This window comes from Burkholderia sp. NLJ2 (assembly GCF_049487195.1).
GTDB lineage: Bacteria > Pseudomonadota > Gammaproteobacteria > Burkholderiales > Burkholderiaceae > Burkholderia > Burkholderia pyrrocinia.
On the sequence record NZ_CP137808.1, the window covers coordinates 858667 to 876802 of the forward strand.

An 18136-nucleotide genomic window follows, 5' to 3' on the forward strand; every position below is an offset into this window, starting at 1 on the left:
AGGGGGCAAGGATGCCGGATGCTTGCGCACGCAATCGGATACGAAGTGGGAAATTCGAGCCCGATACGGCAAGAGGCAGACGCAAAAAAGCCTCCACGCGGGAGGCTTCAATTGCAACTATCAAAAAGATAGATGGTAGGGTGGGAGGGACTCGAACCCTCGACTCTCTGATTAAAAGTCAGATACTCTAACCAACTGAGTTACCACCCCACGTTCTCAAAAATTGCTCGAGAACGAAAAAACGGCTTCAGGTTGTAGCTGATGCGGCTTGGCTAGCGACCCAAAGAGCAAAAGATTATAGCGACGGATTTTCGGTGAGTCAACAATCCGCCACGATAATTATTTGATCGTTTCGAGCTTGCCCTGCGCCGTCTGCGCCGCGTTCGACCCGGCGTACTGCGAAACAACCTGTTCGAACGTCTTCTTCGCAGCCGCCTTCTGGCCTTGTTCGAGCTGGTTCGTACCGATCGCCACGAGTGCATCGGCCGCGCGCGGGTGCTGCGGGAACTTGCTCACGATCCCTTGCCACGTCGCCGTCGAACCGCGGTAGTCGCGCAGCGCGTATTGCGCATTGCCGAGCCAGTACTGCGCGGTCGGCTGGTAGGGGCTCTGCGGATACTTCGCGATGAAGCTGCGGAACGAAGCCGCCGCCGCCTTGAAGTTGCCGTTGCGGAACTGCTGCTGCGCCGCGCTGAGCGCATCCGTTTCACCCGGCTGCACGGTGCCTTCGACACCGTCGATCGTCGCCTGCTGCGGCTCGAACTTCTTGAGCCGAGTGTCGAGATCCTGGTAGTACTCCTTCTGCTGCCGCTCGAGCGTCGTCAGCCGGTTCGTCAGGTCCTCGTTCTCGCCGCGCAGCGTCGCGACCTGCTGGTTAAGCTGGTCGAGACGGCCGGATTGATCGAGGATCGTACGCTGGGCGGCGGACAACTGGCTCGCCAGGTTGTCGGTCTTGCTGCGCAGGTCGAGCACGGCGCGGCGCGCTTCGTTGTCGTCGAACACGCCTGCGTGCGCCGGCGCGGCCGACGACGCCGCGCCGACGACGCAGAGAGCTGCGGCTGCACGCAGCCAGGTTACACGGTGCGTCATACGGCGATTCTTCCGTTACTTACTGTTGGTAGACGAGGTCGGCGCGACGGTTCTGCGCCCACGATGCTTCGTCGTGACCCGCTGCCTGCGGCTTTTCCTTGCCGAGGCTCACGGCTTCCATCTGCGAATCGTTCACGCCGAGCAGTGCCATCGCGCGACGGACGGCTTCCGCACGCTTCTGGCCCAGCGCGAGGTTGTACTCGCTCGTGCCGCGTTCGTCGGTGTTGCCCTGGATCAGCACGTGGCGCTGCGGGTGGCTCTTCAGGTACTGGGTGTGTTGCTGCATCAGCGGCTGATATTCGTCCTTCACCGAATAGCTGTCGAAGTCGAAGTAGATGCTGCGCTTCGCGAGCGGGCTGTTCGGGTCGTTCAGCGGATCGACGTTCACTTGCGCGACGTTGTCGGCGCTCGGTTGCGTGCTGACCGCACCCGCGTTGTTTGCCTTGTCGTCGAGCTTCACGCCCGACTTGCACGCTGCGAGCGCGCTGATCATCATCACGGCCAGGGCCAGACGAGCCTTATTCGACATCATGGTTACTCTCCTTGTGGTCATTGCATGAAGGGCCCCCACGACGGCTCACGAACGGAGCCGCCCTGGACGGACAGGATTTGCGGCGGCGCGCTGCCGTCGGAGGGCACTGCAGCCAGAACGTTGCGACCACCCGACTGGGTAGCGTACAGAAGGTACTGGCCGTTTGCCGCGAAGCTCGGCGATTCGTCGCGATTCGTATTCGTGATGGCGTTCGCCGCGCCGGATTGCAGATCCTGAACGTACAGCTTGAAGCCCCCACCGGTACGGGAGATGTAGGCGAGCAGCTTGCCGTCCGGGCTCACACGCGGGCTCGTGTTGTAGCTGCCGGTGAAGGTCACGCGCTGCGCGGCACCGGCGCTTTCGCCCTGTGCGGGCATCCGGTAGATTTGCGGCGCACCGCCGCGATCGCTCGTGAAGTAGATCCAGTGGCCGTCCGGCGAGTAGAACGGTTCGGTGTCGATCGAGCTGCCCTGCGTGAGACGGCGCAGGCCGCCGCCGGTCGAGTTGACCGTATAGATTTGCGTATTGCCCGTGAGCGACAGTGCGACGGCAAGCGTGTTGCTGTCCGGCGACCAGGCCGGCGCACTGTTGTTGCCCTTCTGGTCGGAGACGATGTAGCGGCGGCCGGTCGGCAGGTCGTGGATGTAGACGATCGGCTTCTTGCGCTCGAACGATACGTACGCGACCTTCGTGCCGTTCGGCGACCAGGCCGGCGAGATGATCGGCTCGGTACTCGACAGCGCGATGCGCGGGTTCTGGCCGTCCGAATCCGAAATCTGCAGCTGGTAGCGGTTACCGGTCTTGATCACGTAAGACAGGCGCGTGGCGAATACGCCGCGCACGCCGAGCAGCTTCTGGAAGATGTAGTCGGCGATCTTGTGGCCGGCCGTGCGCAGCGTGGTGTCGGTGGCCGTCAGCGACAGGCCGCCGAGGCTTTGCTGCTTCACGGTGTCGTACAGGATGAAGTTGACCTTGTACTGGCCGTTCGCTTCGCGGTTCACGCTGCCGGCGACGAACGCATTCGCGCCCTTGGCCTTCCATGCGCCGAGATCGACCGAGGCGGTCTCGGGCACGGGCGTGCTGCCCGCGTCGATGTTGGTGAATTTGCCGCTGCGGGCGAGGTCGGCGCGGACGATCGACGTGACCTGCTGTGGCAGGCCCGCCTCATTCGCGAAATTCGCGGTGGCAATGGGGAACTGGGTCGACCCGACACCGGTGATCAGCACGTTGACCTGGGCGTTAGCGGCGCTGCCCGCCGCAATCAGACACGAGGCCACGAGTGCCCTGAAACCTAGCTTTGTCATCAAACTCATGCTTCTTGCTTCCCGTATGACTTGGATCGCTGCGCAACCGCAGAGAGACAGTAAAAATACCCGATTCGTTCCCGTCTGACAGTGACGCCCGGAGTGTAAGCGTATTTCCTTTCACTCCGCCGCCTTGAAGGTAATCGTAATGTCAGACGGCGTACGACCGTTAGAATCGGGCGGCAACGGGACCGATGCGTGGATCGCACTGACCACGGCTTGATCCCACCCCGAATTCCCGCTGGAGCGGGAGACCGATGCGCTCAATACGTCACCGGATGGCGTGCACCGAATCTTGACGACGGTGGTCAGGCCTGCTCGCTCGCCGCCCCAAACGATGTTCGGCTTGACGCGGCGGCGCACCTTGTCGGCATAGCCGGGCGTTGCGGCATTGCCGCCGGAGCCCGTGCCCGTGCCGCTTTTCGCGAGGCCTTCGCCGCCGCCTTCGCCGGCGCCGGACAGGCCCTGCATCTGCGCGAGACGCGCGCTGCGTTCGCGGTCGAGCTTCGCGTTCGCCGCCGCCTCGGCCTTCGCGCGCGCCGTGGCTTCGGCCTTCGCCTTGGCCTGGGCTTCCGCCTTTGCCTTCGCGGCTGCCTCGGACTTCGCCTTCGCCGCCTGCTGCGCTTCGAGCTGCGCCTGCTTCTGCTGCTGGAGTTTCTGCTGTTCGAGCTTCTGCTGCTCGGCGAGCTGCTGTTGCTTGAGCTTGTCTGCCTGCTTCTGCCTGTCGCGTTCCGCGGCCTTCTGCGCGGCGAGTGCGGCAGCCTGTTGCGCGGCGAGCTGCGCGCGCCGGGCGTCATCTTCCTGCTGGGCCTTCAGTTGCTGCGCGCGCCGCTGCTGCTCGAGCAGCGCTTCACGCGCGGCCGCTTCCTGCTGGCGCTTCTTCTGCTGCAGCGCGATGTCGGCTTGCTCGTCGCGCACCGGGGGAGGGGGCGGCGCGACCTTCGCAGGCGGCGTCACGACCGGCCGCGGCGCGGCGACGTCGGGCACTTCGGTCCACAGCTCGGCTTCGGCGCCGGCCGGCGTGCTGTTCTGCCACTGCACGCCGTGATAGAGAAACAGCGCGAGCAGCACGTGCATCAGCGCGGCGAGCGCGAATGCGCGCCAGGTGCCGCGCTCGCGGGGAGGCTGAGGCGGATAGCCGGTGCTGCGTGTGGATTGCTGCCGGTTCATTGCGATTTGACGAGGAGACCGACGCGCTTGACGCCGCGCGCCTTCAGATCCGACATCACGGTCATGACCGCATCGTACTGCACGGTCTTGTCGGCCGCGATCACGACCGGCTGGTCGGGATGATCGGCCTGCCGCGCCGAGATGAAGCTGTCGAGCTCGGCCTTCGTCATCGTGTCTTCCTGGGTCGCGCCCGAGTCGCCCTTGTACTTGACGCTCATCGTGCGGTCGGCCTTGATGTTGACGACGACGGGGGGTGTCTGCTCCTGCGGCGCGGCATTGCCGACGGTCGGCAGGTTGATGATCGACGGGGCGACGAGCGGTGCGGTGACCATGAAGATCACGAGCAGCACCAGCATCACGTCGATGTACGGCACGACGTTGATGTCGGCCATTGCGCGGCGCGAGCGGCCGCCGCGCATGCTGGATCGGATGGGACTTCCTGCCATGGCGTGCTCCTTACTGGGCCTGACGCTGCAGGATGTTCGAGAACTCTTCGATGAAGGTCTCGAAGCGGATCGCGAGGCGGTCGATGTCGTGCGCGTAGCGGTTGTACGCGACCACCGCCGGAATCGCGGCGAACAGGCCGATCGCGGTGGCGACGAGCGCCTCGGCGATGCCCGGCGCGACGTTCGCGAGCGTGGCCTGCTGCACGTTCGCGAGGCCGCGGAACGAGTTCATGATCCCCCAGACCGTGCCGAACAGGCCGATGTACGGGCTGACCGAACCGACCGATGCGAGGAACGCGAGGTTCGCTTCGAGCACGTCCATTTCACGCTGGAACGACGCGCGCATCGCGCGGCGCGCACCGTCGAGCACGAGGCCCGGGTCGCTGAGGCGCTTTTCCTTCGCCTTCAGGAATTCGCGCATCCCCGATTCGAAGATCCGCTCGAGCGCGCCGATCGTGTGGCGGTTGTTGGCCGCGCTCTGGTACAGCGCCTGCAGGTCGCCGCCCGACCAGAAATCCCTCTCGAAGCGTTCGGTCTGCGCGCGTGCGCGGCGGATCGCAAACCACTTGCGGAAGATGAAGGTCCACGACATCACCGACAGCAGCAGCAGCAGCCCCATCACGGCCTGGGCCAGCACGCTCGCGTTGAGGACGAGGGAAATGATCGACAGGTCTTGAGAAGTGTTCATAGAGGTTTGAGTAACGTCCCTTCGGGGCGCCCGGTATGCGTGTGGCGCGGCGCGCCGGCCATGCCTGGCGCCGAACCTTGCTTAGTATCGAATCAGGAAGGCAAGTTCATAGGCTTTGTCTAAACGGCGCTCATGCGAGCTTCGTTGACAGTACAGTCTGCCCGGCGTCGATGACGGGCCCGCGGTGCAGCGCGTCGAGCACGACCTGCGGGATGGCCGCGGGCCGGATACCGTTACGGTCGACGCAGCCGAGGCGGATATGTCCGGCCACGAGCAGCGTGTCGCCACACCAGGCTTCCTGCGTGAATTCCACCGATGCACGGCCGATGCGTCCCGGCCGGCTCGTGATCGCCAGCGTGTCGTCGAGTCGCGCCGGCGCGCGGTAGTCGAGCGACGTGCTGCGGACGATGAAGATCGCGCCGGTATCGTCGGCGAGCTGGCGCTGGTCGATGCCGCATGCGCGAAGCCACTCGGTGCGGGCGCGCTCGAAGAACTTCAGGTAGTTGGCATAGAAGACGATGCCGCCTGCATCGGTATCCTCGTAGTACACACGCACCGGCCAGGTAAAGCCGGAACGCGCTTCCGGGGAGCGGGTAGGCTGAGTCATGGCGCGCATTCTACCGGAACGCAGAAGCCTGATTCATAACCGTTTCGTAACGGAATGTAGTATGACGTAGCACACCGCGGGCCGGCCCGACGGCCGGGCCGCGGCTGCGCGCGATGTGTCAGCCGCGATGGATCGTGAGGCCGGCCGGTGCCTGGGCGACCGGCATCATCTCGATCGTGTTGATGTTCACGTGTGCCGGGCGCGTCGCGATCCAGTAGATCGTGTCGGCGATGTCCTCGGACGTGAGCGGCTGGACGTTCTGGTAGACGTTGGCCGCCTTCGCGTCGTCGCCGCGGAAGCGGACGTTCGAGAATTCCGTGCCGCCGCACAGGCCCGGCTCGATGTCGGTCACGCGCAACGGCGTGCCGATCAGGTCGGCGCGCAGGTTCAGGCTGAATTGTCGGACAAAAGCCTTGGTTGCGCCGTATACGTTCCCGCCCGGATACGGATAGGTGCCGGCAACCGAACCGAGATTGAAGATATGGCCGCGGCCGCGCTCGATCATGCCGGGCAGCAGCGCGTGCGTGACGGTCACGAGGCCCGAGCAGTTCGTGTCGATCATGGTCTGCCATTCGTCGAGGCTGGCCTTGTGGGCCGGCTCGACGCCGAGCGCGAGGCCGGCGTTGTTGACGAGCACGTCGAGCGCCGCGAATTCGGCGGGAAGGGCGGCCGGCACGGCTTCGACGGCCGCGCGGTCGCGCACGTCGAGCTCGAGCGGCAGAAGGGCATCGCCGAGTTCGGCGGCGAGCGCATCGAGACGATCCTTGCGGCGCGCGGTCGCGACGACGCGGTGGCCTCCGTTGACGAAGGCACGGGCGATGGCGGCGCCGAAGCCGGCGGACGCGCCTGTGACGAACACGATCATTGCTGCTCCTGGTCGGTGACAAAATAGCGGGTGGTATCCCGCAAGCCTACTGAGATTGCCGCACCGCGGCAAGGCGGCAAAGCGTTTCGGCACGGGCGCGTAGAGTCTGGCCCCAATTGCTTTCGGCGTACTGCTGTGCGGTTGCCTATTCATGACGCATCCAATACACTAACGCGCTCATCACCCCTGCGTGACTGGCGATAGAACCCTTCGGGGTCAAGGTGGAGCATCCCACCGTGAAGCGCGGGGCGCCGTTTTTGCCGTTCGCCTGGGCAGCCGTTGTGCGCCGTCGCGTGCATCGCCGGTGGCTGTCCTGCCTCGCGTCATACGGATTCTTCCGCCACGTCGAGCTGGTCCCGCCAGCAACGCACCGTACACGGCCGCTCCGGTCAACCTGTACACACTTAACGGAAACCGTATGTTTGACAGAGCCCAAAGCACCATCGCGAACGTCGATCCCGAAGTCTTTGCAGCGATCGAGCAGGAAAACCGCCGCCAGGAAGATCACATCGAGCTGATCGCGTCGGAAAACTACACGAGCCCGGCCGTGATGGCCGCGCAGGGCTCGCAGCTCACGAACAAGTACGCGGAAGGTTATCCGGGCAAGCGCTACTACGGCGGCTGCGAGTACGTCGACGTCGTCGAGCAACTGGCGATCGACCGCGTGAAGCAGCTGTTCGGCGCGGAAGCCGCGAACGTGCAGCCGAACTCGGGTTCGCAGGCGAACCAGGGCGTGTTCTTCGCGATGCTCAAGCCGGGCGACACGATCATGGGCATGAGCCTCGCGCACGGCGGTCACCTGACGCACGGCTCGCCGGTGAACATGTCGGGCAAGTGGTTCAACGTCGTGAGCTACGGCCTGAACGAGAACGAAGACATCGACTACGACGCGGCCGAACAGCTCGCGCAGGAACACAAGCCGAAGCTGATCGTTGCGGGCGCATCGGCGTTCTCGCTGAAGATCGATTTCGAACGTCTGGCGAAGATCGCGAAGTCGGTGGGCGCGTACCTGATGGTCGACATGGCGCACTACGCAGGCCTGATCGCGGCCGGCGTGTACCCGAACCCGGTGCCGCACGCGGATTTCGTGACGACGACGACGCACAAGAGCCTGCGCGGCCCGCGCGGCGGCGTGATCCTGATGAAGTCCGAGTACGAGAAGCCGATCAACTCGGCGATCTTCCCGGGCATCCAGGGCGGCCCGCTGATGCACGTGATCGCGGCGAAGGCGGTGGCGTTCAAGGAAGCGCTGTCGCCGGAGTTCAAGGCATACCAGGAAAAGGTGGTCGAGAACGCACGCGTGCTGGCTGAAACGCTGGTGAAGCGCGGGCTGCGGATCGTGTCGGGCCGCACCGAAAGCCACGTGATGCTGGTCGACCTGCGCGCGAAGAACATCACGGGCAAGGCAGCGGAAGCGGCGCTCGGCGCGGCGCACATCACGGTGAACAAGAACGCGATCCCGAACGACCCGGAAAAGCCGTTCGTGACGAGCGGCGTGCGCCTGGGTTCGCCGGCGATGACGACGCGCGGCTTCGGGCCGGCGGAAGCGGAGCAGGTGGGCAACCTGATCGCCGACGTGCTGGAGAACCCGGAAGATGCAGCGACGATCGAGCGCGTGCGCGTACAGGTCGCCGAGCTGACCAAGCGTTTCCCGGTCTATCGCTGATCGACGATGCGCTGCCCGTTCTGCCGGCATGACGACACGCAGGTCGTTGACTCGCGCGTGTCCGAAGATGGCGCCGCGATTCGGCGGCGCCGTCGCTGCTCGGCTTGCGACAAGCGCTTCACGACGTACGAGCGGGTCGAGCTGTCCCTGCCGTTCGTCGTGAAGAAGGACGGCAGCCGCACGGAATTCGACCGTCGCAAGATCGTCGCCAGCATGCAACTCGCGCTGCGCAAGCGGCCGGTTGCTGCCGACGCGATCGACGCGGCGGTCGCCCGCATCGAATACCAACTGCTCGCGACAGGCGAGCGTGAAGTGCGTAGCGAGAAGCTCGGCGAACTCGTGATGAACGAGTTGCGCGGCCTCGATACGATTGCCTATGTCCGCTTTGCATCGGTGTATCGCCGGTTCGAGGACGTTTCCGAATTTGCCGACGTGATCGAAGAGTTCCGTCGCGCCTCTCCCGCCAAGACTCCGCGTAAGCGCTGACGCGCTGCGTCCGTTCATCGTCTTCTCCGTTGGTCCAGTTCGCGCCGATTGTGTGGGTCGCGATCGCATGTCGCCAGTCGGCCGTTCGGCAAATGGCGTGCTTCCGCGCGTGTCGCTACAGTCGTCGCATCACCTTGGCGGAGGACGATTGCGATGGGACTGCGCTATCCATCCTTGAAAAAAGTAGTGCGAGGCTCGAGCGGGTTCACGCTCGTCGAGTTGATGGTCGCCATTTCGCTGGCGGCCGGGCTCGCACTCTATGCGGCGCCCGCGTTCGACCAATGGCGCATGCGTGAACGCGTGGATGCGCGCTCGCTTGCGTTGCTTGGGGCGCTGTCGTTCGCACGTACCGAGGCGACGCGTCTCGGCGTGCGCGTCACGCTCTGTCGGGCCGGGAACGACGGCACCTGTCTGCGTGCCGGTGAGCGGTGCGATCCGGCCGAATGGTCATGCGACTGGCTCGTCAGCGGGCAATTCGACGGGCAGTCGCGCGTGCTGCGACGCTATCCGCGCGATGCCGAAGTTGCCGTCGCGGGCGCTGCGCACGATCTGGCTTTTGCGCCACCGGTCGGTCAGGCGATCGGCGGAATCCGGCGTTTCGAATTGCGTCCGCGACGCGGCCCGTCCGGAGCCGACGACGCACGTGCGTCGCGTTGCGTGCGGATTGCGGCGGGCGGCCGCGCGCGCGTTGTCGCCGGCCGTTGCGACGCGGCGTGATGGCCATGCGCAACGCAATGCACGGCACGTCGCTGATCGAGGCGATGCTGGCCATCGCGCTGCTCGCCGCCGTGATGCTGGCGGTGGCCGGCAGCCAGCTCGCGATGGCACGCACGCAGCGGGCGACGATCTGGCGTGAACGCGCGCTGTGGCTGGCCGATGCGCGTGCCGAGCGCTCGCGCGCCGGCGCAGGAGCCGACGACGGTCTCGCGGCGCTGGCGGCTGCAGCGTTGCCCGGCGGCGCGATGTCGCTCGACGACGGGCCGGGCGGCGCACGGTACGCGATTGTCGGCTGGCGTGGCGGCAGTGCAGCGGCGTCGCCGCAATGCGAAGCCGCAGGTGCGTCGGCGCAGCTGCCGTCGTGCGTCCGGATTCCGTTTCGGGAGGCTGATGCCGATGAACGTTGATCGCCGCATGCGTGCGCATACGCTGCTCGAAGTGCTGATCGCGATGACCGTCGGTCTCCTCGTGCTCGCGGCGGCCGGTGCGCTGTACCACGCGCAGCGCGTTGCGCAGCGGCGCGCGGAGGACGGGTTCCGGATGCGCGATGCGGCCGGCACCGCGCTGATGCTGATCGGCCAGCAACTCCAGATGGCAGGATTCCGGCCGCTCGATGGCGAAGGCGCGTCATCGTTGCCGCCGGTGTTCGGCTGTTCGATGGCGCGCGTGCGGGGCGACGGCGCACAGGTGCGCTGCGAGCCCGTACGCGCTTCGTCGGACGCGTTGTTGATCCGGTATGTCGGCGATACCGTGTCGACGTGGCCGACGGTGAGCGGCCAGGTGTCGGATTGTCTCGGGCAGGGTGTCGGCGTGTCGGGCGAACGAGTGCAGGTGGAGAACCGCTTCGATGCGCACGTCAGCCCGTCGACGGGCGAGCCCGAACTGTATTGCGAAGGAAACGGCCGTCCGGGCACGCCACAGCCGGTCGTGTCGGGAATCGATCAGTTGCGCGCGCGTTATCTTCGTCGCGGCGGCATGCAGTTCGTCGATGCCGATGCAATGCGTGTCGACGACTGGCGCGATGTGGTGGCCGTGCATGTCTGCGTGCGGGCGCGCGGCGAACCGATGCGCGAGCCGGCCCGTCAAGTCGACTGCGATGGTCGCGCTGCGGTTGCACAGGACGGCCGTGCACGTTTGACGTTGCATCGCGTCGTCGCGTTGAGGAATGCAGCGGTCGCATTCGGCGATACGTTGCGCGACGGAACGCACGCGCGCGAGGTGTTGCGATGAGCGACGCAGCGCGGTACGCGCGGGAGATATCGCGATGCGTTGCGGCAGGCAACACGCATGGGCGCTTTGCGGCGAACGGCGACGAATCGCGGCAGGCTGCACGCACGGGAGCCGTGGCGACGAGCCTGCCCGAGCCGCGCATACGTTTCCGGTCAGCCGGTCGCGACTGGCGTCGCGACGCGGGCCTTGCATTGCCCGCGGTGATCGCGGTCGGTGCCGCCGTTGCAGCCATGACAGGCACGTGGTTCGAATCGGCGCTGACGGAATCGCGCCGTACGCGTGCGTTGTCGGATCGGCTGATCGCATTCCACGCGGCCGATGCCGCGCTCGCTGCGTGCACCGCGCGATTGCTCCGTGGCTCCGCGCCCTACGTGAACGAAGGCGAATCGCGCGCGGAGCCCGACGCGTGGCGGCGCATGCCGGCGATGGCAGCAGCCGAAGCCTTCGCGCCGTTCGCCGGATGGCCGATGGTCGCGCAGCCGCCGCGATGCCTGATCGAGGCGTGGCGCGGGGCAGGGCCGGCCGGCGGCCGCGCTTACCTCGTCACCGCACGTGGTGTCGGTGCGCATGCGTCGAGTGCCGTCTGGCTGCAACACCAGATCGCGATCCGCGATGGACGCATCGTCGCGCTGCACTGGCGTCGTGTGGCAGCGGTGCTTCGATGAACGGGCGCGCGTCCGCGTATCGATCGGCGGGATTCACGCTGCTCGAGCTGATGATCGTGCTCGCGGTCGTCGCGGTGCTGGCCGGATGGGGCATCCCGTCGTATCGCGAGCCTGTCGTGCGCGTCCATCGCGCGTCGGCGGTGTCCGCGCTGTACCGGGCGGCCCAATATCTCGAAACGCTGGACGGTGCGCCGCCGCCGGCGTTGCCGGATGCGCTCGCGCAGGCGCCGCCGGACGGGCAGGCGGTCTATCGATTGACGCTCAGGCGGCCGGACGGCGGCGACTCGCCGGTGAGCTACGAACTGGAAGCAAGCCCGCTCGACACGGGCCCGATGCACGACGATGCTTGCGGCGTCTTCACGCTGCGTTCGGACGGGACGAAGGGCAATGCGCGGCGGGATGGCGCCGACGAACAGGGTGCTGCTTGCTGGGGCGTGCGTTGACCGCGCACGAAAGGCGCGCAACGGCGCATGGCCGTGCGCGCGGGATGTCGATTGTCAGTCGTCGTGCGCGTCGAGTCCGCGCTCGTCGCGCGACTGCTTCCAGATCCGGTAGACCTCCCATGCGGCGAAGCCGAGCGTACCCCACTTCAGCGCGGGGCCCGCGCTCGCGCGCAGCAGCGAGCGAACGGGTTTCGCCAGCACGAGCGACGCGAGCGAACTCAGCATCGGATACTGGTTGACGAGGTGGCCGAGGCTCGCATTCAGGTTTTTTGCGGACTGGCTGAACTTGTTGCTGGAAAGGCCGGGGACGAACACCTTGAGCCAGCTGAAGCGTGTGACGGCCTGGCGCATGTCGCCGGCGGCTTCCGCGAGTTCGAGCCGCTCGACTTCGGATCGCAGGATCAGCAATTCCTTGCGAAGCGCGCGATGCTGCGACGCGCTCCAGTTCGATCGCGACGAATGGGGGCGGTGTGCATTGCCCGTGACGTTCTGGCTCATGGCGCGTCGGCGAAGTAGGTGGGACGGGTGAACACGGCTGCGTTCACGGCTTGCCGCGGAACAGTTCGCGGTCTTTCTCGAGTTCGGCGAGCGTCGCTTCGAACACGGTCGGCGCATCGCGGAAGCCCGAGCGCGCCTTCAGCGCGCATACGATGCCGCCTGCGGCATACAGTGCGGTGATCGCTGCCAGCGATTGCCAGCGATAGGTATCCCAGAACGCGATCGTGACGAGCACGGTCAGGCTGATGAGCGCCATCGTCGCGAGCATCATTGCGGCGAGCCCGAGGAACAGCACGCCCATCAGGCGCTCCTTCTCCTCGGCAAGCTCGATGCCCACCAGTTCGAGGCGCGTTTGCAGAAGCCCGATCGCGGAGCCGACGAGGCGGCGCAGCGGTCCTTGGCCGGACGGCTGCGAGGTGGTGTCTGTCGTCATGGGTGAGGTGCTTGCGCGTGCAGTGAACAGCTAGGACAAAGCCGGCCGGCGGCAACCGCCGGCCGGCTTCGACGCCCATGGGCCGCGCGACGCGGCCCACGGGACGGAACGGTGCAGCGCGCGTTACTTGCGGTTGATCAGCAGGCCGATCAGCACGCCGACGCCGGCTGCCACGCCGATCGACGTCCACGGATGCTCGTGCACGTAATCGTCGGTCGCGCGAGCAGCCTTCTTGCCTTTCTCGACGACCACGACCTGGACGTCGGCTGCCTTGTCCTTGGCCTGCTTCAGGCGCGACATGGCTTTCTCGCGCAGCTCGGCCGCACGGTCGCCCGTGCTGCTGGCGGCTTGCTTGAGCAGGTCTTCGGCGTCTGCGAGAACGGTTTTGATATCCGACATCAGTTTCTCCTTGTTGATTTCCGACATTGCAACTCCCTTCGTGCTGTCATGCTGCAGGTTCACATCGTAGCGAAACGCCTGCCTGCTGGCGAGCCGGGAAGACGCACGGCGACAGTGCAAGACTGCATGGTAAACGACTTGTAATCATGAACAGAGCGGCAAACGAGGTGAAAAGTTTCCCTCAGGGTCGTCCGTCCTGCCCCGACACCACGCAAAAATGACAAAAAAGTATGAATATCAAACGGAATAATGGTTCGCACGGCCCATTGCTTCCCGTAAGCTGATGGACTTTCCCGCGCTGTTCAGCGCGCGGTTTCAACCAGCAGCGTTCGAGGAGGGAACATCATGAGTCTGCGTCTTGGCGACATCGCACCGGATTTCGAGCAGGAATCGAGCCTGGGCCCCATCAAGTTTCACGAGTGGCTCGGCGACGGCTGGGGCGTCCTGTTCTCTCACCCGGCCGACTACACGCCGGTGTGCACGACCGAGCTCGGGCTGACCTCGAAGCTGAAGGGCGAATTCGAGAAACGCAACGTGAAGGTGATCGCGCTGTCGGTCGACGGCGTCGAATCGCACAAGGGCTGGATCAACGACATCAACGAAACGCAATCGACGGTCGTCGGCTTCCCGATCATCGCCGATGCGGACCGCAAGGTTTCGCAGCTGTACGACATGATCCACCCGAACGCGAACGAAACGCTGACGGTGCGCTCGCTGTTCGTGATCGACCCGAACAAGAAGGTGCGGCTCACCATCACCTATCCGGCCAGCACGGGGCGCAACTTCGACGAAGTGCTGCGCGTGATCGACTCGCTGCAGCTGACCGACAACTACAAGGTCGCGACGCCCGGTAACTGGAAGGACGGCGACGACGTCGTGATCGTGCCGTCGTTGCAGGATCCGGAAGAGCTGAAGAAGCGTTTCCCGAAGGGCTTCAACGCAGTGCGTCCGTATCTGCGCCTGACGCCGCAGCCGAACAAATAAGCATCGGCGGCGCGTGAACGCGGTACCGGGCCGGCGGCCCGGATCGCGGATCCGATGAAAAACGGCCCGCCCGGCAGTCATGCCGGGCGGGCCGTATCTTTATGCACGTACGCGGCAGCGCGGCCGGACGCGCCGCATCCGGACGCTCAGAAGAATGCCTGGATGCCAGTCTGTGCGCGGCCGAGGATCAGCGCGTGGATGTCGTGCGTGCCTTCGTACGTGTTGACCACTTCGAGGTTCACGAGGTGGCGCGCGACGCCGAATTCGTCGGAGATGCCGTTGCCGCCGAGCATGTCGCGCGCGAGTCGTGCGATGTCGAGCGACTTGCCGCACGAATTGCGCTTCATGATCGACGTGATCTCGACGGCCGCCGTGCCTTCATCCTTCATCCGGCCGAGGCGCAGCACGCCTTGCAGGCCGAGCGTGATTTCGGTCTGCATGTCGGCGAGCTTCTTCTGGATCAACTGGTTCGCGGCGAGCGGCCGGCCGAACTGCTGCCGATCGAGCACGTACTGGCGCGCGGTGTGCCAGCACGATTCGGCGGCGCCGAGCGCGCCCCACGCGATCCCGTAGCGCGCCGAGTTCAGGCACGTGAACGGGCCGCGCAGGCCGCTCACGTTCGGCATCATGTTCTCTTCGGGCACGAACACCTCGTCGAGGACGATCTCGCCGGTGATCGATGCGCGCAGCCCGACCTTGCCGTGGATCGCGGGCGCCGACAGGCCCTTCCAGCCCTTCTCGAGGATGAAGCCGCGGATCGCGTCCTTGCCGTTTTCTTCGAGCTTCGCCCACACGACGAACACGTCGGCAATCGGCGAATTCGTGATCCACATCTTCGCGCCGGACAGCGAGTAGCCGCCGGGCACCTTCTTCGCGCGCGTGACCATGCTGCCCGGATCGGAGCCGTGGTTCGGCTCGGTCAGCCCGAAGCAGCCGATCCATTCGCCGGTCGCGAGCTTCGGCAGGTATTTCTGCTTCTGCGCGTCCGAGCCGAATTCGTGAATCGGCACCATCACGAGCGACGACTGCACGGACATCATCGACCGGTAGCCCGAATCGACGCGCTCGACTTCGCGCGCGATCAGGCCGTAGCTCACGTAATTGAGGCCGGGGCCGCCGTATTCCTCCGGAATCGTCGGGCCGAGCAGGCCGACTTCGCCCATCTCGCGGAAGATGGCTGCGTCGGTGCGCTCGTGGCGGAACGCCTCGGTGACGCGCGGCGCGAGCTTGTCCTGCGCGTAAGCCTGCGCGGCGTCGCGCACCATCCGTTCTTCTTCGGTCAGTTGCTGGTCGAGCAGCAGCGGATCGTCCCAATGAAAAGTTGCAGCACTCATCGTCTCATCTCCTGTCGGCCCGCGTTGGCGCTTCAGCGCTTACGCGGGTCCCATGCTTTGCGGTCGGCCTCCGGTTTGGCCGGGCCTCATCCCAACGGTTCGCTTGACTTTGGTTCCGCTGTGCGGAACAATGTTTTGCAAATCGAACCCAGTGTAGCACCAGATGACACTTTCAACCATCGACGAAACCACGATCGACGAGCGCAAGTTCGTGGTCGCGCTCGCGCGCGGGCTCGACCTGCTGCGCGCCTTCCGGCCCGGCGAGACGATGCTCGGCAATCGCGACTTCGCAGAGCGCACGGGGCTGCCGAAGGCGACCGTGAACCGGCTCGCCTATACGCTGACCGTGCTCGGTTATCTGCGCTACGACGAGACGCTCGGAAAGTATGCGCTCGACGCCGGCGTGCTGTCGCTCGGCTACGCGCTGCTGTCGGGCTCGGGGACGATCGACCTCGCGCGGCCGCACATGCAGGCGCTCGCTCGCGAGATCGGCGCGGCCGTGTCGCTCGGCTGCCGCGACGGGCTCGACATGATCTATCTGGAGACGATCCGCAGCGAGACCGCGCTGACGCTCGGGCTCGCGCCCGGTTCGCGGCTGTCGATGCTGACGAGCTCGATGGGGCGCGCGTACCTGGCCGTGCAGCCGGAGGACGTGCGCCGCGCGCTTTATGCGGAACTGCACCGCGCGGCCGGCGGCGCGGCCGACGCCGATGCGCTGGTCGCCGCCGCGCAGCATGCGGTGGCGGAGTTCTCGGCGGGCGGTTGCTGCTATTCGTTCCGCGCGTGGCACATGGACGTGAACGCGGCGGCCGTGCCGTTTCGCGAGCCGCGCGAGGGGCGCTGGCTGATCCTGAGCTGCAGCGGCCCCGCATCGTCGATGGACGAGGAGGTGTTCCGTACGCAAGTCGGGCCGAAGCTGAAGGCGCTCGCGCAGCGGCTCGGGCAGACGGCCTGAGCGACGCGGTGTGCAGCAATGGCTACCGCTGCGGCCGTGTGACGTCGGGGTCCGCGGGAATGCGAGAGTCAGTACCGCCGCCGTCTGTTGCAACCGGAGCGAACCGCGCTCATCATCGTTCGCCAGCTTTCCGAAGACGAGGTTTGCGATGTCTCACCCGGAATCAATGGAAGGCGGATGCGCGTGCGGCGCGATCCGCTACCGTATCGCCCACGTTCCGACCGACGCCGGCTTTTGCCACTGCCGGCTCTGCCAGCGCACGACCGGCGCGGCGGTCGTCGCATCGGCATCGGTTCCGATCGACGCGTTCGAATACCTGCAGGGCGAACCGACCGTCTACGCGTCGAGTGCGTGGGGCGAGCGGCGCTTCTGCGGCCGTTGCGGCGCGCAGCTCGAATACCGGCTGATCGACGCGCCGAAAACGGTCGAAATCAATTACGCGACGCTCGACGAGCCGTCGCGGCTGCGTCCGGCGTGGCACGTCTGGTATGGGGATCGTTTCCCGGGCATCGAGATCGACGACGATCTGCCCAAGTACGACGATGGCGGAAGCGCGTAAGCGATAACCACCGGCACTGACGGGCAGGCGTCGCGCAGCGGGCCGCGCCAGGCGATCCGATCCCCCCGTCCCGCATGCAGCACCACGCCCGCGACGGGCATCCGGTGCGCCGCTCCCCGCGCACGCCGGCTACTTCATCCTTTCAGACCGTCACGACCTTCGCAAACACGGGCCCCTGCATGAACCGCACGTCGTGCTGGCGCAGCAACTCGCACTGCGTCTCGTCGACGACGCCGTCGAAGATCAGCGGAATCCGCACGCGCTGCGCATACGCGACGAGCGCCTTGACCATCCCGTCGCGCAACGCGACACCCGCATCCATCTTGATGTAGTCCGGCCGTGCCATGTCCGATTCGACCGCGAGGATGCGGCCCGGATCGGGCAGCTTGTCCGCGACCTTGAAGCCGTGATGCTGGTAGCTGCGCGTCAGGTAACCGAGGAAGGTCTTGTGCGCGACCGCGACCGCCGGCAGCTCGATCACGATCCGCTCGGTCGGCAGCCCGAAGCGCTGCAGCACCGACGAGAAATGCTTGCCGTGGTCGTACTTCACGCTCTTGAGCAGCCGTTCGTGCACGCGCAGGAACAGCAGCCCGTGGCGCTGCGCGCCGAAGAAGTTGATCGCGTGCAGCGCGCGCGACAGGCGATCGATCGCGACGAGCGTCGGATCGTCGACGGCCGAGTCGACCGGATCGTGCGCGGCACCCGTGACGAGCGTGACCGCCTGGAAACCGAGTTCGTCGCCGTAGCGCTCGATCGTATCGGCGAACGACGTCGATTGCGGTGCGCCGGGCATCGTCACGTCGTAGATCGGTTCGTAGGCGCTGCCGAGCGTGCGCTCCGGCAGATTAGCGCTCGCGGTGCCGCCTTCGGCGAGCACGAGGTGATCCCGCAGATACGGCAGTTGCCCGGCACGGGTGACCAGCTCGGGAATGGTGGGCGGAATCATCGGCGTAAGAAGGAAAAACGGCGGCCGAACGGGCCGCCTCGTATCTGGATATTAGCAGCGCGCGCCACGCTCGGCTTGGCGTTTCGTTCATATGGTTATCCCGTTTTCGAGCCGGCGCCT

23 protein-coding genes, 1 tRNA gene and 1 riboswitch are annotated in these 18136 nt (G+C 65.9%); of the genes, 10 read left to right on the forward strand and 14 right to left on the reverse strand.

Annotated elements, in window-relative coordinates:
* Positions 1–133: 133 nt before the first annotated feature.
* The 9 genes from R9B84_RS03890 to R9B84_RS03930 form a co-directional block, all read right to left on the reverse strand.
* Positions 134–210, reverse strand: a tRNA-Lys gene (locus R9B84_RS03890).
* Between the two features lie 129 nt (positions 211–339).
* On the reverse strand, positions 340–1089 hold the full coding sequence (ybgF, locus tag R9B84_RS03895) for a tol-pal system protein YbgF (RefSeq protein WP_423759279.1): 750 nt from the start codon (positions 1087–1089) through the stop codon (positions 340–342).
* 19 nt (positions 1090–1108) lie between these two features.
* Entirely contained in the window at positions 1109–1621 is a 513-nt protein-coding gene (pal, locus tag R9B84_RS03900; RefSeq protein WP_423759280.1) for a peptidoglycan-associated lipoprotein Pal, read from the reverse strand.
* A gap of 17 nt (positions 1622–1638) precedes the next feature.
* Positions 1639–2934: a Tol-Pal system beta propeller repeat protein TolB gene (tolB, locus tag R9B84_RS03905; protein ID WP_423759281.1), complete on the reverse strand. Its 1296-nt coding sequence runs from the start codon at positions 2932–2934 to the stop codon at positions 1639–1641.
* 111 nt (positions 2935–3045) lie between these two features.
* Positions 3046–4095, reverse strand: a complete 1050-nt coding sequence (gene tolA, locus R9B84_RS03910) for a cell envelope integrity protein TolA (protein WP_423759282.1) — start codon at positions 4093–4095, stop codon at positions 3046–3048.
* Positions 4092–4541 carry a protein TolR gene (gene tolR / locus R9B84_RS03915; RefSeq protein WP_006484943.1) on the reverse strand — a complete coding sequence of 150 codons (450 nt, stop codon included), beginning with the start codon at positions 4539–4541 and terminating at the stop codon, positions 4092–4094. The genes tolA and tolR overlap by 4 nt, the downstream gene beginning before the upstream one ends.
* Positions 4542–4551: 10 nt before the next feature.
* Positions 4552–5229, reverse strand: coding sequence for a protein TolQ (gene tolQ, locus R9B84_RS03920; protein WP_047899916.1), 678 nt, complete (start codon positions 5227–5229; stop codon positions 4552–4554).
* 130 nt (positions 5230–5359) lie between these two features.
* Positions 5360–5845: a tol-pal system-associated acyl-CoA thioesterase gene (ybgC, locus tag R9B84_RS03925; protein ID WP_423759283.1), complete on the reverse strand. Its 486-nt coding sequence runs from the start codon at positions 5843–5845 to the stop codon at positions 5360–5362.
* Positions 5846–5954: 109 nt separating this feature from the next.
* On the reverse strand, positions 5955–6701 hold the full coding sequence (locus tag R9B84_RS03930; protein ID WP_047899918.1) for an SDR family NAD(P)-dependent oxidoreductase: 747 nt from the start codon (positions 6699–6701) through the stop codon (positions 5955–5957).
* A gap of 180 nt (positions 6702–6881) precedes the next feature.
* Positions 6882–6982, forward strand: a riboswitch (ZMP/ZTP riboswitch).
* A 137-nt stretch (positions 6983–7119) separates the two neighbouring features.
* On the opposite strand from R9B84_RS03930, the gene glyA reads away from it, so the two are divergent.
* The 7 genes from glyA to R9B84_RS03965 all read left to right on the forward strand — a co-directional run bounded on the left by glyA (position 7120) and on the right by R9B84_RS03965 (position 11908).
* Positions 7120–8367: a serine hydroxymethyltransferase gene (glyA, locus tag R9B84_RS03935; protein ID WP_423759284.1), complete on the forward strand. Its 1248-nt coding sequence runs from the start codon at positions 7120–7122 to the stop codon at positions 8365–8367.
* Between the two features lie 6 nt (positions 8368–8373).
* Entirely contained in the window at positions 8374–8853 is a 480-nt protein-coding gene (gene nrdR / locus R9B84_RS03940) for a transcriptional regulator NrdR (protein WP_006476792.1), read from the forward strand.
* A 153-nt stretch (positions 8854–9006) separates the two neighbouring features.
* Complete coding sequence (locus R9B84_RS03945) at positions 9007–9570, forward strand: GspH/FimT family pseudopilin (protein WP_423759285.1); 564 nt, start codon at positions 9007–9009, stop codon at positions 9568–9570.
* 5 nt (positions 9571–9575) lie between these two features.
* On the forward strand, positions 9576–9977 hold the full coding sequence (locus R9B84_RS03950) for a hypothetical protein (protein ID WP_423759286.1): 402 nt from the start codon (positions 9576–9578) through the stop codon (positions 9975–9977).
* Complete coding sequence (locus R9B84_RS03955) at positions 9961–10800, forward strand: PilW family protein (RefSeq protein ID WP_423759287.1); 840 nt, start codon at positions 9961–9963, stop codon at positions 10798–10800. The genes R9B84_RS03950 and R9B84_RS03955 overlap by 17 nt, the downstream gene beginning before the upstream one ends.
* 203 nt (positions 10801–11003) lie before the next feature.
* Positions 11004–11465, forward strand: coding sequence for a hypothetical protein (locus R9B84_RS03960; RefSeq protein ID WP_423759956.1), 462 nt, complete (start codon positions 11004–11006; stop codon positions 11463–11465).
* Positions 11462–11908, forward strand: coding sequence for a type IV pilin protein (locus R9B84_RS03965; RefSeq protein ID WP_423759288.1), 447 nt, complete (start codon positions 11462–11464; stop codon positions 11906–11908). The genes R9B84_RS03960 and R9B84_RS03965 overlap by 4 nt, the downstream gene beginning before the upstream one ends.
* Before the next feature lie 54 nt (positions 11909–11962).
* On the opposite strand, the gene R9B84_RS03970 is transcribed toward R9B84_RS03965, so the two are convergent.
* From R9B84_RS03970 to R9B84_RS03980, 3 genes are all read right to left on the reverse strand, one after another.
* On the reverse strand, positions 11963–12406 hold the full coding sequence (locus R9B84_RS03970; RefSeq protein ID WP_423759289.1) for a DUF3318 domain-containing protein: 444 nt from the start codon (positions 12404–12406) through the stop codon (positions 11963–11965).
* A 43-nt stretch (positions 12407–12449) separates the two neighbouring features.
* On the reverse strand, positions 12450–12839 hold the full coding sequence (locus R9B84_RS03975) for a phage holin family protein (protein WP_047899924.1): 390 nt from the start codon (positions 12837–12839) through the stop codon (positions 12450–12452).
* Positions 12840–12962: 123 nt separating this feature from the next.
* Positions 12963–13265 carry a DUF883 family protein gene (locus R9B84_RS03980; protein ID WP_026044969.1) on the reverse strand — a complete coding sequence of 101 codons (303 nt, stop codon included), beginning with the start codon at positions 13263–13265 and terminating at the stop codon, positions 12963–12965.
* Positions 13266–13583: 318 nt separating this feature from the next.
* Here R9B84_RS03980 and R9B84_RS03985 point away from each other — a divergent pair, with 318 nt between their 5' ends.
* Positions 13584–14222 carry a peroxiredoxin gene (locus R9B84_RS03985; RefSeq protein ID WP_011351087.1) on the forward strand — a complete coding sequence of 213 codons (639 nt, stop codon included), beginning with the start codon at positions 13584–13586 and terminating at the stop codon, positions 14220–14222.
* 146 nt (positions 14223–14368) lie between these two features.
* Here R9B84_RS03985 and R9B84_RS03990 read toward each other — a convergent pair whose 3' ends face one another.
* Positions 14369–15556, reverse strand: a complete 1188-nt coding sequence (locus R9B84_RS03990; RefSeq protein WP_423759290.1) for an acyl-CoA dehydrogenase — start codon at positions 15554–15556, stop codon at positions 14369–14371.
* Between the two features lie 163 nt (positions 15557–15719).
* On the opposite strand from R9B84_RS03990, the gene R9B84_RS03995 reads away from it, so the two are divergent.
* Positions 15720–16511, forward strand: a complete 792-nt coding sequence (locus R9B84_RS03995) for an IclR family transcriptional regulator (protein ID WP_047899926.1) — start codon at positions 15720–15722, stop codon at positions 16509–16511.
* Between the two features lie 148 nt (positions 16512–16659).
* Positions 16660–17070, forward strand: a complete 411-nt coding sequence (locus tag R9B84_RS04000) for a GFA family protein (protein WP_423759291.1) — start codon at positions 16660–16662, stop codon at positions 17068–17070.
* Positions 17071–17212: 142 nt separating this feature from the next.
* Here R9B84_RS04000 and R9B84_RS04005 read toward each other — a convergent pair whose 3' ends face one another.
* Positions 17213–18016, reverse strand: coding sequence for an EAL domain-containing protein (locus R9B84_RS04005; protein ID WP_423759292.1), 804 nt, complete (start codon positions 18014–18016; stop codon positions 17213–17215).
* Positions 18017–18136 lie beyond the last annotated feature (120 nt).

Excerpts from the sequence above, each read along its gene's own strand:
- R9B84_RS03980 (WP_026044969.1), bottom strand. The coding sequence starts at position 13,265 with ATGTCGGAAATCAACAAGGAGAAACTGATGTCGGATATCAAAACCGTT.
- tolA (WP_423759282.1), bottom strand. The coding sequence starts at position 4,095 with ATGAACCGGCAGCAATCCACACGCAGCACCGGCTATCCGCCTCAGCCT.
- R9B84_RS03995 (WP_047899926.1), top strand. The coding sequence starts at position 15,720 with ATGACACTTTCAACCATCGACGAAACCACGATCGACGAGCGCAAGTTC.
- glyA (WP_423759284.1), top strand. The coding sequence starts at position 7,120 with ATGTTTGACAGAGCCCAAAGCACCATCGCGAACGTCGATCCCGAAGTC.
- R9B84_RS03930 (WP_047899918.1), bottom strand. The coding sequence starts at position 6,701 with ATGATCGTGTTCGTCACAGGCGCGTCCGCCGGCTTCGGCGCCGCCATC.
- tolB (WP_423759281.1), bottom strand. The coding sequence starts at position 2,934 with ATGAGTTTGATGACAAAGCTAGGTTTCAGGGCACTCGTGGCCTCGTGT.
- ybgC (WP_423759283.1), bottom strand. The coding sequence starts at position 5,845 with ATGCGCGCCATGACTCAGCCTACCCGCTCCCCGGAAGCGCGTTCCGGC.
- R9B84_RS03950 (WP_423759286.1), top strand. The coding sequence starts at position 9,576 with ATGCGCAACGCAATGCACGGCACGTCGCTGATCGAGGCGATGCTGGCC.
- R9B84_RS03955 (WP_423759287.1), top strand. The coding sequence starts at position 9,961 with ATGCCGATGAACGTTGATCGCCGCATGCGTGCGCATACGCTGCTCGAA.
- R9B84_RS04005 (WP_423759292.1), bottom strand. The coding sequence starts at position 18,016 with ATGATTCCGCCCACCATTCCCGAGCTGGTCACCCGTGCCGGGCAACTG.
- nrdR (WP_006476792.1), top strand. The coding sequence starts at position 8,374 with ATGCGCTGCCCGTTCTGCCGGCATGACGACACGCAGGTCGTTGACTCG.
- R9B84_RS03985 (WP_011351087.1), top strand. The coding sequence starts at position 13,584 with ATGAGTCTGCGTCTTGGCGACATCGCACCGGATTTCGAGCAGGAATCG.
- ybgF (WP_423759279.1), bottom strand. The coding sequence starts at position 1,089 with ATGACGCACCGTGTAACCTGGCTGCGTGCAGCCGCAGCTCTCTGCGTC.
- R9B84_RS03990 (WP_423759290.1), bottom strand. The coding sequence starts at position 15,556 with ATGAGTGCTGCAACTTTTCATTGGGACGATCCGCTGCTGCTCGACCAG.
- R9B84_RS03945 (WP_423759285.1), top strand. The coding sequence starts at position 9,007 with ATGGGACTGCGCTATCCATCCTTGAAAAAAGTAGTGCGAGGCTCGAGC.
- R9B84_RS03965 (WP_423759288.1), top strand. The coding sequence starts at position 11,462 with ATGAACGGGCGCGCGTCCGCGTATCGATCGGCGGGATTCACGCTGCTC.
- tolR (WP_006484943.1), bottom strand. The coding sequence starts at position 4,541 with ATGGCAGGAAGTCCCATCCGATCCAGCATGCGCGGCGGCCGCTCGCGC.
- R9B84_RS03970 (WP_423759289.1), bottom strand. The coding sequence starts at position 12,406 with ATGAGCCAGAACGTCACGGGCAATGCACACCGCCCCCATTCGTCGCGA.
- tolQ (WP_047899916.1), bottom strand. The coding sequence starts at position 5,229 with ATGAACACTTCTCAAGACCTGTCGATCATTTCCCTCGTCCTCAACGCG.
- R9B84_RS03975 (WP_047899924.1), bottom strand. The coding sequence starts at position 12,839 with ATGACGACAGACACCACCTCGCAGCCGTCCGGCCAAGGACCGCTGCGC.
- pal (WP_423759280.1), bottom strand. The coding sequence starts at position 1,621 with ATGATGTCGAATAAGGCTCGTCTGGCCCTGGCCGTGATGATGATCAGC.
- R9B84_RS04000 (WP_423759291.1), top strand. The coding sequence starts at position 16,660 with ATGTCTCACCCGGAATCAATGGAAGGCGGATGCGCGTGCGGCGCGATC.